Source organism: Enterobacter sp. 120016 (assembly GCF_018383635.1).
GTDB classification, from domain to species: domain Bacteria; phylum Pseudomonadota; class Gammaproteobacteria; order Enterobacterales; family Enterobacteriaceae; genus Enterobacter; species Enterobacter asburiae_D.
Map to the genome: position 1 here is coordinate 38,641 of NZ_JAHAWC010000019.1, position 15,917 is coordinate 54,557.

Annotated in this window: 16 protein-coding genes; 12 read left to right on the plus strand and 4 right to left on the minus strand. The window is 57.9% G+C overall.

Annotation, left to right across the window (positions count from 1 at the left end):
• Complete coding sequence (cyaA, locus tag KIF87_RS20180; RefSeq protein WP_213330356.1) at positions 1-2,544, plus strand: class I adenylate cyclase; 2,544 nt, start codon at positions 1-3, stop codon at positions 2,542-2,544.
• 138 nt (positions 2,545-2,682) lie between these two features.
• Here cyaA and cyaY read toward each other — a convergent pair whose 3' ends face one another.
• Positions 2,683-3,003 carry an iron donor protein CyaY gene (cyaY, locus tag KIF87_RS20185; RefSeq protein ID WP_213330358.1) on the minus strand — a complete coding sequence of 107 codons (321 nt, stop codon included), beginning with the start codon at positions 3,001-3,003 and terminating at the stop codon, positions 2,683-2,685.
• 135 nt (positions 3,004-3,138) lie between these two features.
• Here cyaY and lptM point away from each other — a divergent pair, with 135 nt between their 5' ends.
• From lptM to corA, 8 genes are all read left to right on the plus strand, one after another.
• The gene (gene lptM / locus KIF87_RS20190) at positions 3,139-3,342 is read left to right on the plus strand and encodes an LPS translocon maturation chaperone LptM (RefSeq protein WP_014885650.1); all 204 of its coding nucleotides are present in this window, start codon (positions 3,139-3,141) and stop codon (positions 3,340-3,342) included.
• Positions 3,343-3,377: 35 nt separating this feature from the next.
• Entirely contained in the window at positions 3,378-4,202 is an 825-nt protein-coding gene (gene dapF / locus KIF87_RS20195) for a diaminopimelate epimerase (protein ID WP_008501545.1), read from the plus strand.
• Positions 4,199-4,906, plus strand: coding sequence for a DUF484 domain-containing protein (locus KIF87_RS20200; RefSeq protein WP_023309626.1), 708 nt, complete (start codon positions 4,199-4,201; stop codon positions 4,904-4,906). The genes dapF and KIF87_RS20200 overlap by 4 nt, the downstream gene beginning before the upstream one ends.
• Positions 4,903-5,805 carry a tyrosine recombinase XerC gene (xerC, locus tag KIF87_RS20205; RefSeq protein ID WP_121423322.1) on the plus strand — a complete coding sequence of 301 codons (903 nt, stop codon included), beginning with the start codon at positions 4,903-4,905 and terminating at the stop codon, positions 5,803-5,805. Before KIF87_RS20200 ends, xerC begins: the two co-directional genes overlap by 4 nt.
• The gene (gene yigB / locus KIF87_RS20210; RefSeq protein ID WP_213330360.1) at positions 5,805-6,521 is read left to right on the plus strand and encodes a 5-amino-6-(5-phospho-D-ribitylamino)uracil phosphatase YigB; all 717 of its coding nucleotides are present in this window, start codon (positions 5,805-5,807) and stop codon (positions 6,519-6,521) included. The genes xerC and yigB overlap by 1 nt, the downstream gene beginning before the upstream one ends.
• 107 nt (positions 6,522-6,628) lie before the next feature.
• Positions 6,629-8,791: a DNA helicase II gene (gene uvrD / locus KIF87_RS20215; RefSeq protein WP_213330362.1), complete on the plus strand. Its 2,163-nt coding sequence runs from the start codon at positions 6,629-6,631 to the stop codon at positions 8,789-8,791.
• 149 nt (positions 8,792-8,940) lie between these two features.
• Positions 8,941-8,997 carry a YsgD/CorL family protein gene (gene ysgD, locus KIF87_RS20220; protein ID WP_212743980.1) on the plus strand — a complete coding sequence of 19 codons (57 nt, stop codon included), beginning with the start codon at positions 8,941-8,943 and terminating at the stop codon, positions 8,995-8,997.
• A gap of 151 nt (positions 8,998-9,148) precedes the next feature.
• Complete coding sequence (corA, locus tag KIF87_RS20225; RefSeq protein WP_008501540.1) at positions 9,149-10,099, plus strand: magnesium/cobalt transporter CorA; 951 nt, start codon at positions 9,149-9,151, stop codon at positions 10,097-10,099.
• Positions 10,100-10,183: 84 nt separating this feature from the next.
• On the opposite strand, the gene rarD is transcribed toward corA, so the two are convergent.
• Together rarD and yigI are read right to left on the minus strand one after the other, a co-directional pair.
• Positions 10,184-11,080, minus strand: a complete 897-nt coding sequence (gene rarD / locus KIF87_RS20230; protein ID WP_023333804.1) for an EamA family transporter RarD — start codon at positions 11,078-11,080, stop codon at positions 10,184-10,186.
• 51 nt (positions 11,081-11,131) lie between these two features.
• Complete coding sequence (gene yigI, locus KIF87_RS20235) at positions 11,132-11,599, minus strand: acyl-CoA thioesterase YigI (RefSeq protein ID WP_032644790.1); 468 nt, start codon at positions 11,597-11,599, stop codon at positions 11,132-11,134.
• 163 nt (positions 11,600-11,762) lie between these two features.
• Here yigI and pldA point away from each other — a divergent pair, with 163 nt between their 5' ends.
• The 3 genes from pldA to rhtC all read left to right on the plus strand — a co-directional run bounded on the left by pldA (position 11,763) and on the right by rhtC (position 15,234).
• Complete coding sequence (gene pldA / locus KIF87_RS20240; protein WP_023333803.1) at positions 11,763-12,632, plus strand: phospholipase A; 870 nt, start codon at positions 11,763-11,765, stop codon at positions 12,630-12,632.
• 90 nt (positions 12,633-12,722) lie between these two features.
• On the plus strand, positions 12,723-14,552 hold the full coding sequence (gene recQ, locus KIF87_RS20245) for an ATP-dependent DNA helicase RecQ (RefSeq protein WP_213330364.1): 1,830 nt from the start codon (positions 12,723-12,725) through the stop codon (positions 14,550-14,552).
• A 61-nt stretch (positions 14,553-14,613) separates the two neighbouring features.
• Positions 14,614-15,234, plus strand: a complete 621-nt coding sequence (gene rhtC, locus KIF87_RS20250; RefSeq protein WP_010426287.1) for a threonine export protein RhtC — start codon at positions 14,614-14,616, stop codon at positions 15,232-15,234.
• Here the strand turns inward: rhtC and rhtB are convergent.
• Positions 15,231-15,851: a homoserine/homoserine lactone efflux protein gene (gene rhtB, locus KIF87_RS20255; RefSeq protein ID WP_213330366.1), complete on the minus strand. Its 621-nt coding sequence runs from the start codon at positions 15,849-15,851 to the stop codon at positions 15,231-15,233. The two genes, rhtC and rhtB, sit on opposite strands and share 4 nt — an antisense overlap.
• Positions 15,852-15,917 lie beyond the last annotated feature (66 nt).

Sequence of the window (15,917 nt, forward strand, 5' to 3'; positions counted from 1 at the left end):
TTGTACCTCTATATTGAGACTCTGAAACAGAGACTGGATGCCATTAATCAACTGCGTGTGGATCGCGCGCTTGCTGCCATGGGCCCTGCTTTCCAGCAGGTATACAGTCTGCTGCCGACATTATTGCACTATCACCATCCGCTGATGCCTGGCTACCTTGACGGTAACGTTCCCCAGGGCATTTGCCTTTTCACGCCTGATGAAACCCAACAGCATTACCTGAACGAGCTGGAACTCTACCGCGGCATGCCGCCACAGGAGTCTCCGAAAGGTGAACTGCCGATTACCGGCGTTTACTCTATGGGGAGCACCTCATCGGTAGGGCAAAGCTGTTCTTCGGACCTGGACATCTGGGTCTGCCATCAGTCCTGGCTTGATAACGACGAGCGTCAGCTGCTGCAGCGCAAGTGCAGCCTGCTGGAGAGCTGGGCGGCCTCGCTCGGCGTGGAAGTGAGCTTCTTCCTGATTGATGAAAACCGTTTCCGCCATAACGAAAGCGGCAGTCTGGGGGGGGAGGACTGCGGCTCGACTCAGCACATCTTATTGCTGGATGAATTTTACCGTACTGCTGTGCGTCTGGCCGGGAAGCGTATTCTGTGGAATATGGTCCCGTGCGAAGAAGAAGAGCATTACGATGACTACGTCATGTCGCTTTACGCGCAGGGCGTACTGACGCCAAACGAATGGCTGGACCTCGGCGGTCTGAGCTCTCTGTCAGCCGAAGAGTATTTTGGCGCAAGCCTCTGGCAGCTCTATAAAAGTATCGACTCACCGTACAAAGCGGTGCTGAAAACGCTGCTGCTGGAAGCCTATTCCTGGGAATACCCTACGCCGCGCCTGCTGGCGAAAGATATCAAGCAGCGTTTGCACGACGGGGAGATCGTCTCCTTCGGGCTGGACGCCTACTGCATGATGCTGGAGCGCGTGACCGAATACCTGAAAGCCATTGATGACACCACGCGTCTTGACCTGGTGCGTCGATGTTTCTATCTCAAAGTCTGTGAGAAATTGAGCCGCGAGCGCGCCTGCGTGGGCTGGCGTCGTGAAGTGGTCAGTCAGTTAGTGAAAGAGTGGGGATGGGACGAAGCGCGTCTGTCCATGCTCGACAACCGGGCCAACTGGAAAATCGATCAGGTGCGTGAAGCGCACAACGAACTGCTCGATGCGATGATGCAAAGCTACCGTAACCTGATCCGCTTTGCGCGTCGTAACAACCTCAGCGTTTCCGCCAGCCCGCAGGACATCGGGGTGTTGACCCGTAAGCTGTACGCCGCGTTTGAAGCGCTGCCGGGTAAAGTCACCCTGGTTAACCCGCAGATTTCGCCAGACCTGTCAGAACCGAACCTGACCTTTATCTTTGTGCCGCCGGGCCGCGCGAACCGCACCGGGTGGTATCTGTATAACCGTGCGCCAAGCATGGATTCGATCGTCAGCCATCAGCCGCTGGAATATAACCGCTACCTGAACAAGCTGGTGGCCTGGGCCTGGTTTAACGGCCTGCTGACCTCGCGCACGCGCCTGTTTATCAAAGGCAACGAGGTGGTTGATCTCGCTAAGCTGCAGGAGATGGTCGCGGATGTGTCGCACCACTTCCCGCTGCGTCTGCCTGCCCCAACGCCGAAAGCGCTCTACAGCCCATGCGAGATTCGCCATCTGGCGATTATTGTCAACCTGGAATACGACCCGACGGCGGCCTTCCGCAATCAGGTGGTTCACTTTGACTTCCGCAAGCTGGACGTCTTCAGCTTTGGCGAGCAGCAAAACTGTCTGGTGGGCAGCGTGGATCTGCTGTACCGCAACTCGTGGAACGAAGTGCGTACCCTGCATTTCAACGGCGAGCAGGCGATGATCGAAGCGCTGAAAACCATTCTCGGCAAGATGCACCAGGATGCCGCCCCGCCGGACAGCGTCGAAGTGTTCTGCTATAGCCAGCATCTGCGCGGTTTAATTCGTACTCGCGTGCAGCAGCTGGTTTCTGAGTGTATCGAACTGCGTCTTTCCAGCACCCGTCAGGAGACCGGACGCTTCAAAGCGCTGCGCGTCTCCGGTCAGACCTGGGGCCTGTTCTTCGAGCGCCTGAACGTGTCGGTACAGAAGCTGGAAAACGCCATCGAGTTCTACGGCGCGATTTCGCACAACAAGCTGCATGGCCTGTCGGTGCAGGTGGAAACTAACCACGTTAAGCTGCCGCAGGTGGTGGACGGATTCGCCAGCGAAGGGATTATTCAGTTCTTCTTTGAAGAGTCGGGTGAGGACGCCGGGTTCAACATCTACATTCTGGATGAAACCAACCGCGCCGAGGTGTATCACCACTGTGAAGGCAGTAAAGAGGAGCTGGTGCGCGACGTCAGCCGCTTCTACTCCTCTTCGCATGACCGTTTCACCTACGGCTCAAGCTTTATCAACTTTAACCTGCCGCAGTTCTACCAGATTGTGAACGTCGACGGTCGTACGCAGGTGATCCCGTTCCGGACCCAGGCCGTAACGCCTGCCGCGCCTGCCAATCAGGAAACCGCGCCGCTGTTGCAGCAGTATTTCTCCTGAGCCTTTTCGCCGGGTGGCGCTGACGCTTACCCGGCCTACGGTCCGAGTCGCTGTTGCCGGGTGGCGATGACGCTTACCCGGCCCACGGTTCGAGCCGTTGTAGGCCCGGTAAGGCGCAGCCGCCACCGGGCAACAAAACTACCTGAAACTCACAGCCTCACCCGCCTGCGCGGTCGCGGCCTGTTCCAGCAGATCCCAGAACGTGACGCCGCTGCGGTCGCAAACCCACTCCCCGGCTTTCAGATCGAAATGATAGCCGCCCTGTTTCGCGGCCAGCCAGACCTGGTGAAGCGGCTCCTGGCGGTTAATAATAATTTTGCTGCCATTTTCGAAGCTCAGGGTCAGAATGCCGCCGTTGATTTCACAATCGATATCGCTGTCGCCGTCCCAGTCGTCAAGACGCTCTTCGATGGTCATCCACAGGTTGTCGGCAAGGCGATGGAATTCACTGTCGTTCATGGTTTTGTTCCTGTTTTTCGTGATGCCGGCAGTATAACCCTAAATAATTCCCGTTGCAGGAAAGCGGCAAACTCTTGCTTTTGTGTCTTCTCCTGCGATGATAGAAACAGATTTGAACTTACGGGCAACTTTATAATGAAAAACGCTTTCCGAACGCTTGCCGTTCTCATCACGCTGTTTAGCCTGACTGGCTGCGGACTGAAGGGACCACTGTACTTCCCACCTGCGGATAAAACCGCGCCGCCGCCGACGAAACCCGTGCAAAGCGGCATTGAGTCTACCACGCCAAATACTAACGATCGTGGCGACAACGGTGGCCCGACTCAGGTTAATCTCTGACGACAACGTTCTGTACCCGCGCAATGGAGCAAATGATGCAGTTCTCTAAAATGCATGGCCTTGGCAACGATTTTATGGTCGTCGACGCGGTAACGCAGAATGTGTTTTTCTCCCCGGAACTGATCCGTCGCCTGGCGGATCGGCATCTGGGCGTGGGGTTCGATCAGCTGCTGGTGGTCGAGCCACCGTACGATCCCGACCTCGATTTCCACTACCGTATTTTTAACGCGGACGGCAGCGAAGTTAACCAGTGCGGAAACGGCGCGCGCTGTTTTGCCCGCTTTGTCCGCCTGAAAGGGCTGACCAACAAGCGTGATATTCGCGTCAGCACGGCCAATGGTCGCATGGTGCTCAGCGTCACCGATGATGAACTGGTGCGCGTGAACATGGGCGAGCCTAACTTCGAGCCCTCCGTCGTGCCGTTTCGCGCAAACAAAGCGGAAAAGACCTATATTATGCGTGCGGCCGAGCAGACAGTATTGTGCGGCGTCGTCTCAATGGGTAACCCACACTGCGTGATTCAGGTTGATGATGTGGAAACCGCCGCGGTCGAAACGCTCGGCCCGGTGCTGGAAAGCCACGAGCGTTTCCCGGAGCGCGCGAACATCGGCTTTATGCAGGTGGTGAAGCGCGAGCACATTCGCCTGCGGGTTTACGAGCGCGGCGCGGGCGAGACTCAGGCCTGCGGAAGCGGTGCCTGTGCTGCGGTGGCCGTGGGCATCTCTCAGGGGTTACTGGCAGAAGAGGTTCGCGTGGAGTTACCGGGCGGTCGGCTTGATATCGCCTGGAAAGGACCGGGTCATCCACTGTATATGACTGGCCCGGCGGCACATGTCTATGACGGGTTTATCCATCTATGAAACAACCAGGGGAAGAACTGCAGGAAACAGTGACGGAACTGGACGACAGAGCTGTTGTTGATTATCTGCTGCGCAATCCTGAGTTTTTTATTCGCAATGCACGCGTCGTCGAAGAGATGCGCGTGCCGCATCCGGTTCGCGGGACCGTGTCGCTGGTCGAATGGCACATGGCGCGCTCGCGTAACCACATCAATCAGCTTGAAGAGAACATGACGCTGCTGATGGAGCAGGCCAGCACCAACGAAAGCCTGTTCTATCGTCTGCTGCACCTGCAGGCGCGTCTGGCGTCGGCGCATAGCCTTGACGAGTTCCTCAGCCGCTTTCACCGCTGGGCCCGGGAGCTGGGGCTGGCAGGCGCAACGATTCGTCTGTTCCCTGACCGCTGGCGCATTGGCGCGCCGTCGGGGTTTACCCATCTGGCGCTCAGCCGTCAGGCGTTTGAACCGCTGCGCATTCAGCGTCTGGGCCATGAGCACCACTATCTGGGGCCGCTGAACGGGCCTGAGCTGCTGGTGGTATTACCGGAAGCCAAAGCGATTGGCTCGGTAGCGATGTCGCTGATGGGGCGCGATGGCGATCTGGGGGTCATGTTATTTACCAGCCGCGACGCGCATCACTATGAGCAGGGGCAAGCCACGCACCTGCTGCAGGAGATCGCCCTGATGCTGCCCGAGCTGCTGGAGCGCTGGATTGAGCGCGTATGACGGACGGACTGCTCGCCACTGATGTTTCGCGCTTTCTGCGCTATCTGGGCGTGGAGCGTCAGCTTAGCCCCATTACCCTGCTTAACTATCAGCGTCAGCTTGATGCCATCATGCAGATTGCCGACGAAATCGGCCTGAAAAGCTGGCAACAATGTGACGCTGCGACGGTACGCGGGTTCGTCGTGCGTAGCCGTAAAAAAAATCTCAGCCCGGCGAGCCTGGCGCTCAGGCTCTCAGCGCTGCGCAGTTTCTTCGACTGGCTGGTCAGCCAGGGGGGCTTAAAAGCCAACCCGGCAAAGGGGATCGCCACGCCGAAAGCGCCGCGCCATCTGCCTAAAAATATCGACGTCGATGACGTAAACCGCCTGCTGGATATCGACCTTAACGATCCGCTGGCCGTGCGCGACCGCGCGATGCTGGAGGTGATGTACGGCGCAGGCCTGCGTCTGTCTGAACTCGTCAACCTTGACCTCAAGCATCTCGATCTGGAATCTGGTGAAGTGTGGGTGATGGGTAAGGGCAGCAAAGAGCGCCGTCTGCCGATTGGCCGCAACGCGGTCTCCTGGATTGAGCACTGGCTTGACCTACGCGGGCTGTTTGGCAGCGAAGAGGATGCGCTGTTCCTGTCGAAACTCGGCAAACGGATCTCGGCGCGTAACGTGCAGAAGCGCTTTGCGGAGTGGGGCATTAAGCAGGGGCTGAACAGCCACGTTCACCCGCACAAGCTGCGCCACTCCTTTGCGACACACATGCTTGAGTCGAGCGGCGATCTGCGCGGCGTGCAGGAACTGCTTGGCCACGCAAATCTGTCGACCACTCAAATCTATACCCACTTAGACTTCCAACACCTTGCCTCGGTGTATGACGCGGCGCATCCACGCGCCAAACGGGGGAAATAATGCGTTTTTACCGCCCACTTGGTCAGATCTCGGCCCTGACGTTTGACCTTGATGACACCCTTTATGACAACCGCGAGGTGATCCTGCGTACCGAGCAGGAGTCGCTGGCGTTTGTGCAGAACTACCATCCCGCGCTGAAAGCGATACAGAACAAGGATTTTCAGAAGCTGCGTCAGTCCCTGCGTGAGACCGAGCCGGACATTTACCACGACGTGACCGAATGGCGTCGTCGTGCGGTTGAGCAGGCGATGCTCAACGTGGGCCTGAGCGTGCAGGACGCCGCCATCGGGGCCGAAGCGGCAATGGAAAACTTTGCCAAATGGCGCAGCCGTATCGACGTGCCGCAGGAAACCCACGAGACGCTGGCGAAGCTTGCTGAAAAGTGGCCGCTGGTGGCCATCACCAACGGCAATGCCCAGCCCGAGCTGTTTGGCCTCAGCGATTACTTTGAATTTGTGCTGCGCGCAGGCCCTCACGGGCGCGCGAAGCCGTTCAGCGATATGTACCATCTGGCGGCGGAAAAGCTTAACCTGCCGCTGGGTAACATTCTGCACGTGGGGGATGATCTGACCACGGACGTGGCCGGGGCTATCCGCTGCGGCATGCAGGCCTGCTGGATCAAGCCGGAAAACGCCGACCTGATGACCACGCTGGACAGTCGTCTTCTGCCGCACGTGGAAATTTCACGGTTGGCATCCCTCACGACGCTGATATAATCACCAGTAATATTGTATAAATTACCAGGGGTTTGCAGTTGTAGGCCCGGTAAGCGAAGCGCCACCGGGCGTTTTGCTGTGTTCCTGAATACTATGTGACGGTGCCAATGGACGTTTCTTACCTGCTCGACAGCCTTAATGACAAACAGCGTGACGCGGTTGCCGCCTCGCGCACCAACATGCTGGTGCTGGCTGGGGCGGGCAGTGGTAAGACGCGCGTGCTGGTTCACCGTATCGCCTGGCTGCAGAGCGTGGAGAACTGCTCACCGTACTCCATTATGGCGGTGACGTTTACCAACAAGGCGGCGGCAGAGATGCGCCACCGTATTGCCCAACTGATGGGCACCAGCCAGGGCGGCATGTGGGTCGGCACCTTCCACGGCCTGGCGCACCGCCTGCTGCGCGCGCACCATATGGACGCCAACCTGCCGCAGGATTTCCAGATCCTCGACAGCGAAGACCAGCTCCGCTTGCTGAAGCGCCTGATCAAGGCGATGAACCTCGACGAGAAGCAGTGGCCGCCGCGTCAGGCGATGTGGTACATCAACGGCCAGAAAGACGAGGGGCTGCGCCCGCACCACATTCAGAGCTTCGGCAACCCGGTCGAGCAGACCTGGCAGAACGTCTACAAGGCCTATCAGGAAGCGTGCGATCGCGCCGGTCTGGTGGATTTCGCCGAGCTGCTGCTGCGCGCCCACGAGCTGTGGCTCAACAAGCCGCACATCCTGCAGCACTACCGTGAACGCTTCACCAATATCCTGGTGGACGAATTCCAGGATACCAACAACATCCAGTACGCGTGGATCCGCCTGCTGGCCGGTGATACCGGCAAGGTGATGATCGTGGGCGATGATGACCAGTCGATTTACGGCTGGCGCGGGGCGCAGGTAGAAAATATCCAGCGCTTCCTCAACGACTTCCCCGGCGCGGAAACCATCCGTCTGGAGCAGAACTACCGTTCAACCAGCAACATTCTGAGCGCGGCCAACGCCCTGATTGAAAACAACAACGGGCGTCTGGGTAAAAAGCTGTGGACCGACGGCGTCGACGGCGAACCGATTTCGATTTACTGCGCCTTCAACGAGCTCGACGAAGCCCGCTTCGTGGTGAACCGCATAAAAACCTGGCAGGACAACGGCGGCGCGCTGGAGCAGTGCGCCATTCTCTACCGCAGCAACGCCCAGTCGCGCGTGCTGGAAGAGGCGCTCCTGCAGGTGAGCATGCCGTACCGCATTTATGGCGGCATGCGCTTCTTCGAACGCCAGGAAATCAAAGATGCGCTGTCGTATCTGCGCCTCATTGCGAACCGTAACGACGACGCGGCGTTTGAGCGCGTGGTCAATACGCCGACCCGCGGGATTGGCGACCGCACGCTGGACGTGGTGCGTCAGGCCTCGCGCGATCGCCAACTGACGCTGTGGCAGGCGTGCCGCGAGCTGCTGCAGGAAAAAGCCCTCGCCGGGCGCGCCGCCAGCGCGTTACAGCGCTTCCTTGAGCTGATTGACGCCCTGGCGCAGGAAACCGTCGATATGCCGCTGCACGTGCAGACCGACCGGGTGATTAAAGACTCCGGCCTGCGCACCATGTACGAGCAGGAAAAGGGCGAGAAGGGCCAGACCCGTATTGAGAACTTAGAGGAACTGGTCACGGCAACGCGCCAGTTCAGCTATAACGAAGAAGACGAAGACCTGATGCCGCTGCAGGCGTTCCTCTCCCACGCCGCGCTGGAAGCGGGCGAAGGGCAGGCGGATACCTGGCAGGATGCGGTTCAGCTGATGACCCTGCACTCCGCCAAAGGCCTGGAGTTCCCGCAGGTGTTTATTGTCGGGATGGAAGAGGGGATGTTCCCGAACCAGATGTCGCTGGATGAGGGCGGTCGTCTGGAAGAGGAGCGTCGTCTGGCCTACGTGGGCGTGACGCGCGCGATGCAAAAGCTGACGCTGACCTATGCCGAAACCCGCCGCCTGTACGGTAAAGAGGTTTATCACCGTCCGTCGCGCTTTATCGGCGAACTGCCGGAGGAGTGCGTGGAAGAGGTGCGTCTGCGGGCGAGCATCAGCCGTCCGGTCAGCCATCAGCGCATGGGCTCGCCGATTGCGGAAACCGACACCGGCTATAAGCTGGGCCAGCGCGTGCGCCATTCGAAGTTTGGCGAAGGTACCATTGTGAATCTGGAAGGCAGCGGCGAGCACAGCCGTCTGCAGGTGGCGTTCCAGGGGCAGGGGATCAAATGGCTGGTGGCGGCCTATGCGAAGCTGGAAACAGTCTAACATTCAGAAAAATATAATTATTTTGTAATAATCTGCTAGCCTTATACAGTGAAGGTCAATTAATGCCCTTCAGCGTTCCGTTGCGTGTTGACGCCACAGTTATAGCTGGCGTAACATGCGCGCACGATTACGCTAAGAGGACATTCGCCTTGGACACACCCAGTAGATACTGGCTCAATTCCCTGTCATCCAGGAACAACTCCTAAGGCTATCTCCTCTTGCTGATGGCCTTAGTGGTTGTCAGCGACCTGCACTATTCCCGTCGCGCTGAGTCAGGCTGTTTAATGGTCTGAAACCCAATTTGTTTCTGTGTGCCCACCGAACTGTCCGATATTTTTTGCATTGGGAGTCCCGGTCATGTTGAGCGCATTTCAACTCGAAAATAACCGACTGACTCGGCTTGAAGCCGAAGAGTCACAGCCCCTCATTGATGCCGTATGGGTGGATCTGGTCGAGCCGGACGACGATGAGCGCCTTCGCGTACAATCTGAGCTGGGGCAAAGCCTGGCAACCCGCCCGGAACTGGAAGATATCGAAGCATCCGCGCGTTTTTTTGAAGACGAAGACGGCCTGCACATTCACTCCTTCTTCTTCTTCGAAGATGCGGAAGACCACGCGGGTAACTCCACCGTGGCGTTTACCATTCGCGACGGCCGTCTGTTTACCCTGCGCGAGCGCGAGCTGCCGGCATTCCGTCTCTACCGCATGCGCGCCCGCAGCCAGGCAATGGTGGACGGTAACGCTTACGAGCTGCTGCTCGATCTGTTCGAGACCAAAATTGAACAGCTGGCGGACGAAATTGAAAACATCTACAGCGATCTGGAAAAGCTGAGCCGCGTGATCATGGAAGGCCATCAGGGCGATGAGTACGACGAAGCGCTCTCCACGCTGGCGGAGCTGGAAGATATCGGCTGGAAGGTGCGTTTGTGTCTGATGGATACCCAGCGCGCGCTGAACTTCCTGGTGCGCAAGGCGCGTCTGCCGGGCGGTCAGCTGGAGCAGGCGCGCGAGATCTTACGAGATATCGAATCCCTGCTGCCGCACAACGAATCTCTGTTCCAGAAGGTGAACTTCCTGATGCAGGCGGCGATGGGCTTTATCAACATCGAGCAGAACCGCATCATCAAGATCTTCTCGGTGGTGTCCGTGGTGTTCCTGCCGCCGACGCTGGTGGCGTCCAGCTACGGGATGAACTTTGAGTTTATGCCGGAGCTGAAGTGGAGCTTTGGCTACCCGGGGGCGATTATCTTTATGATCCTCGCGGGGCTGGCGCCGTATCTGTACTTTAAGCGTCGTAACTGGCTTTGAGAATCCGCCCGGTGGCGCTGCGCTTACCGGGCCTACAGATCTTGTAGGCCGGATAAGGCGCAGCCGCCATCCGGCAAAAAGGCACTACAGCCCTTTGCGCACCCTGCGCTGGGTATAAATCGCATCCGCGACGAAAATCGCCAGCGCCACCCAGATAAAGGCGAACGTCACCATCTTATCCGCCCCCGGTACTTCGCCGTAAAACACCACTGCCAGCAGGAACATCAGCGTCGGGCCAATGTACTGGAAGAAGCCCAGCGTGGAGAGACGCAGGCGCGTCGCGGCACCGGTGAAGCACAGCAGAGGAATGGTGGTCACCACGCCCGCCGCCATCAGCATCAGGTTCAGCGACCACGGGTTGCTGCCCATATGGCTGGTGGCGCTGTCGGCGATGCCAAAGAGATAAATCGCCGCCACGGGCAGCAGCCACAGGGTTTCAAACAGCATCCCCGTCTGCGCTTCCACCGCAATCTTCTTACGCACCAGGCCATAGAACGCAAAGCTGAACGCCAGACCGAGGGCAATAATCGGCAGCGAGCCGAAGGTCCAGAGCTGCACCAGTACGCCGCAGAAGGCCAGAATCACCGCCACCCACTGCATCCGGCGGAAGCGCTCTCCGAGGAAAATCATCCCCAGCACGATGTTCACCAGCGGGTTAATGAAGTACCCCAGGCTCGCTTCGAGCATGTGATGGTTATTCACCGCCCAGATAAACAGCAGCCAGTTGCCGCCAATCAGAACCGCTGACAGCGCAAGCAGGAAGACCTTTTTAGGGGTTTTAAACAGCGTTTTGACGCCCGACCACTGACGGCTGAGGCTCATCAGCGCGATCATAAAAAAGAACGACCAGATAACGCGGTGAGTCAGGATCTCATCGGCCGGAACGTAGGCGATAAGCTTGAAATACGCCGGGGCGATACCCCAAATAAAATAAGCGGCAAGGGCGAGTAAAACGCCCTGCCGCGTCTGTTTAGCATCCATCGGGAAAATCCGTTACAAAGAAGTGAATTAATTTTACCCGATTTTGCCGTATCAACCCACCATATAAGTGGCGGTTGCGCTGGCGATATACACCTGTTCTTCGTTGTGTAACTCAACGCGCGCCACGGCCACTTTATTCCCCGCGCGCAGCAGGCTGCTGGAACAGGTAAAGCGATTTCCGCGCCCCGGGCGAAGGTAGTCGACGCGCAAATCAATGGTGCCCATGCGCGCCAGACGCTGGCGGAGTTCGTCTTCGTTGATGGTGTCATGGCGGGTCAGCGTACTGCCCACGCAGACCAGACCTGCCGCCACATCCAGCGCGGAGGCGATCACGCCGCCGTGCAAAATACTTTGCGCCCAGTTACCCACCATCATCGGCTGGTTGTTGAAGCTCAGTTGGGCGAAGTCTTTTTCGTAACGCTCCAGCTCCAGTCCCAGCGCACGGTTAAACGGCATATGGTAAACAAAAATCTCGCCCACGAGTTTTAACACTTCTTCGGCGGTAAGCATGGCTGACATGAGGCATCACATCCTTATTGTTAACGAAATGTTGATTTTATGCCTCGGCAACAAGGAATTCCACTTTCAGAAACGAGGATGCAGCAGTTGTCGCAGAAGTCTGTAGAATGTCCGCCACATAACTATTCAGCTAATTTTACTCTTTTGCAGGAGAACACCACCGATGCGGACGTATCTGGCCTGGTTACTGGCGGCGGTTGCGCTGCCCCTCACAGCATATGCGCAGGAAGCGACGATCAAAGAGGTGCATGATAAACCTGCCGTTCACGGTAGCATTATCGCGAACCTTCTTCAGGAGCATGACAATCCGTTCACGCTCTACCCGTATGACACCAACTACGTGATTTATACCCAGACCAGCGATCTCAACAAAGAGGCGATAAGCTCCTATAACTGGTCTGATAATGCGCGTAAAGATGAGGTGAAGTTCCAGCTCAGCCTCGCGTTCCCGTTCTGGCGCGGCATTCTGGGGCCGAACTCGGTGCTCGGGGCGTCTTACACGCAGAAATCCTGGTGGCAGCTCTCTAACAGCGGCGAGTCCTCACCGTTCCGTGAAACCAACTATGAGCCGCAGCTGTTCCTCGGTTTTGCAACGGATTATGAGTTTGCGGGCTGGACGCTGCGTGACGTTGAAGTGGGCTTTAACCACGATTCAAACGGTCGCTCTGACCCCACCTCGCGCAGCTGGAACCGTGCCTATACGCGTCTGATGGCGCAGAACGGTAACTGGATGGTGGAAGTGAAGCCGTGGTATGTGGTGGGCGAAACCGATGATAACCCGGATATCACCAAATATATGGGCTACTACCAGCTCAAAGTCGGCTACCAGTTAGGTGATGCCGTGCTCAGCGCCAAAGGTCAGTACAACTGGAACACCGGCTACGGCGGTGCAGAAGTGGGCTTAAGCTATCCAATGACGAAGCATGTCCGTATCTATACTCAGGTGTACAGCGGTTACGGCGAGTCGCTTATCGATTACAACTTCAACCAGACCCGCGTCGGCGTGGGCGTGATGCTGAACGATATTCTCTAGGCTGCTCGAATGTTTTTGCGTTAAACGTTGAAGTTTCTCTCTCAGGCGCTGAAAATAGCGCCTGTTTCATTTCAGGCATATGGGGTTAACGTGGCGCAGGCGGAAGTATTGAATCAGGAGTCGCTGGCTAAACAGGTTTTGCATGAAACCTTTGGCTACCAGCAGTTCCGCCCCGGCCAGGAAACCATCATTGAAACGGTGCTGGAAGGTCGTGATTGCCTGGTGGTGATGCCGACCGGCGGCGGTAAGTCCCTCTGTTATCAGGTGCCCGCGCTGGTGCTTAACGGCCTGACGGTCGTGGTATCCCCTCTCATTTCTCTGATGAAAGACCAGGTTGACCAACTGCTCGCCAACGGCGTGGCGGCAGCCTGTCTTAACTCCACGCAAACCCGGGAGCAGCAGCAAGAGGTGATGGCCGGGTGCCGCACCGGGCAGATCCGCCTGCTGTATATCGCCCCGGAACGCCTGATGCTGGATAACTTCCTCGACCATCTTGCGCACTGGAACCCGGTGCTGCTGGCGGTGGATGAAGCGCACTGTATTTCCCAGTGGGGACACGATTTCCGCCCGGAATACGCTGCCCTCGGCCAGCTGCGTCAGCGCTTCCCCGAGCTGCCGTTTATGGCGCTCACCGCCACGGCGGATGACACAACGCGGCAGGATATCGTTCGTCTGCTGGGGCTGAACGACCCCTATATTCAGGTCAGCAGCTTCGACCGCCCTAACATCCGCTATATGCTGATGGAAAAGTTCAAGCCGCTGGATCAGCTCCTGCGCTACGTCCAGGAGCAGCGCGGCAAGTCCGGCATCATCTACTGCAACAGCCGTGCGAAGGTGGAAGACACCGCCGCGCGTCTGCAAAACCGCGGCTTTAGCGCCGCCGCGTATCATGCCGGGTTAGAGAACCACATCCGCGCCGACGTGCAGGAAAAATTCCAGCGCGACGACCTGCAGATCGTCGTCGCGACGGTGGCGTTCGGAATGGGCATTAACAAGCCGAACGTGCGCTTTGTGGTGCATTTCGACATCCCGCGCAATATCGAATCCTACTATCAGGAAACCGGCCGCGCCGGGCGTGACGGGCTGCCTGCGGAAGCGATGCTGTTTTACGATCCGGCCGATATGGCGTGGCTGCGCCGCTGCCTGGAGGAAAAACCGCAGGGACAGCTGCAGGATATCGAGCGCCACAAGCTCAACGCGATGGGCGCGTTTGCCGAAGCGCAAACCTGCCGCCGTCTGGTGTTGCTCAACTACTTTGGTGAAGGGCGACAGGAGCCGTGCGGCAACTGCGATATCTGCCTGGATCCGCCGAAGCAGTACGATGGCCTGATGGACGCGCGTAAGGCGCTCTCGACCATTTACCGTGTGAACCAGCGCTTCGGGATGGGCTACGTGGTGGAAGTTCTGCGCGGTGCCAACAACCAGCGTATCCGCGATATGGGGCATGACAAGCTGCCGGTCTACGGTATTGGCAAGGAGCAGAGCCACGAGCACTGGGTGAGCATCATTCGCCAGCTGATCCACCTCGGCTTCGCCACGCAAAATATTGCCCAGCACTCCGCGCTTCAGCTTACGGAGGCCGCTCGCCCCGTTCTGCGTGGTGAAATTGAACTGAAGCTCGCCGTGCCGCGCGTCATCGCCCTGAAGCCGCGCGTGATGCAGAAATCCTACGGCGGCAACTACGACCGCAAGCTGTTCGCCAAACTGCGCAAGCTGCGTAAAGCCATCGCCGACGAAGAAAACATCCCGCCTTACGTGGTGTTCAACGACGCGACGCTGATTGAGATGGCCGAGCAGATGCCGCTGAGCGCCAGCGAGATGCTCAGCGTCAACGGCGTGGGGACGCGCAAGCTGGAGCGCTTCGGTAAAGAGTTTATGGCGCTCATCCGCTCTCACGCCGATGGTGATGATGAGGAGTAGTCAGCCGGGCGAAAAAGTGCCAGGATGATGACTCACTGAATTATTTCCCCGCGAGTTAATTATGTTGATGCTATTTCTCACCGTGGCGTTAGTGCACATCGTTGCGCTGATGAGCCCCGGCCCAGACTTTTTCTTCGTATCACAAACGGCCGTTAGCCGCTCCCGCAAAGAGGCGATGATGGGCGTGCTCGGTATCACCATGGGCGTTATGGTCTGGGCGGCCGTTGCGCTGCTCGGTCTGAACCTTATCCTGGCGAAGATGGCCTGGCTGCATAACATCATCATGGTCGGCGGCGGGCTGTACCTGTGCTGGATGGGCTACCAGATGCTGCGCGGGGCGCTGAAGAAAGAAGAGAAAAAACCGGAAGAGCCAAAGGTGGAGCTGGCAACGGGCGGCCGCAGCTTTGTAAAAGGGCTGCTGACCAATCTGGCGAACCCAAAAGCGATTATCTATTTCGGCTCCGTGTTCTCGCTGTTTGTCGGCGATAGCGTCGGTGCGGGCGCGCGCTGGGGCATCTTCCTGCTGATCGTCGTTGAAACCTTTGCCTGGTTTACCATCGTGGCCAGCCTGTTTGCCTTACCGGCGATGCGCCGCGGCTACCAGCGTATCGCGAAGTGGATTGACGGCTTCGCCGGCGCGCTGTTCGCCGGCTTCGGCATTCATCTCATCATTTCTCGCTAAGCGTGACGCGCTGACGCAAGCAGCGCGCCAACCAGCATAAACAGCGAGCCAAAGACTTTATTCAGGGCCTTCATCTGCTTAGGCCCTTTAAGCCACGCCGCAATTCGCTGCGCCAGCGTCGCATAGCCAATCATCACGATGATATCGACGATAATGGTGGTCGCGCCCAGCACCACGTACTGCATCACCTGGGGCTGGTGCGGCACGATAAACTGCGGGAACAGCGCGGCGAGGAAAACGATGCTCTTCGGGTTGGTCAGGTTGACGAACACCGCGCGCTTAAACAGATGGCCGCGGTTTTGCGTCTGAGCGAGCGTATTCAGGTTGATGGAGCCTGCCGCGCGCCACTGCTGGATACCGAGCCAAATCAGATACGCTGCCCCGGCCCATTTCAGCACCTCAAAGGCCAGTACGGAGCGGGAGAACAGGGTCCCCAGACCAATCCCGACCAGCACAATATGAATGCCCAGCCCGGTCTGCAAACCGGCAATCGACGCCGCCGCACCGCGATAGCCGTGGTTGATGGAGGTGGTCATGGTGTTAATGGCGCCCGAGCCCGGTGAAAGACTAAGGATGATGGATGTTAGCAGGTAAGCGAACCACCACTCGAAGGTCATTTGAAACTCCCGAATCGTCTGTTTTTATGCCACAATACGCTATTGTTGAGTCATTTTGTGACCGGT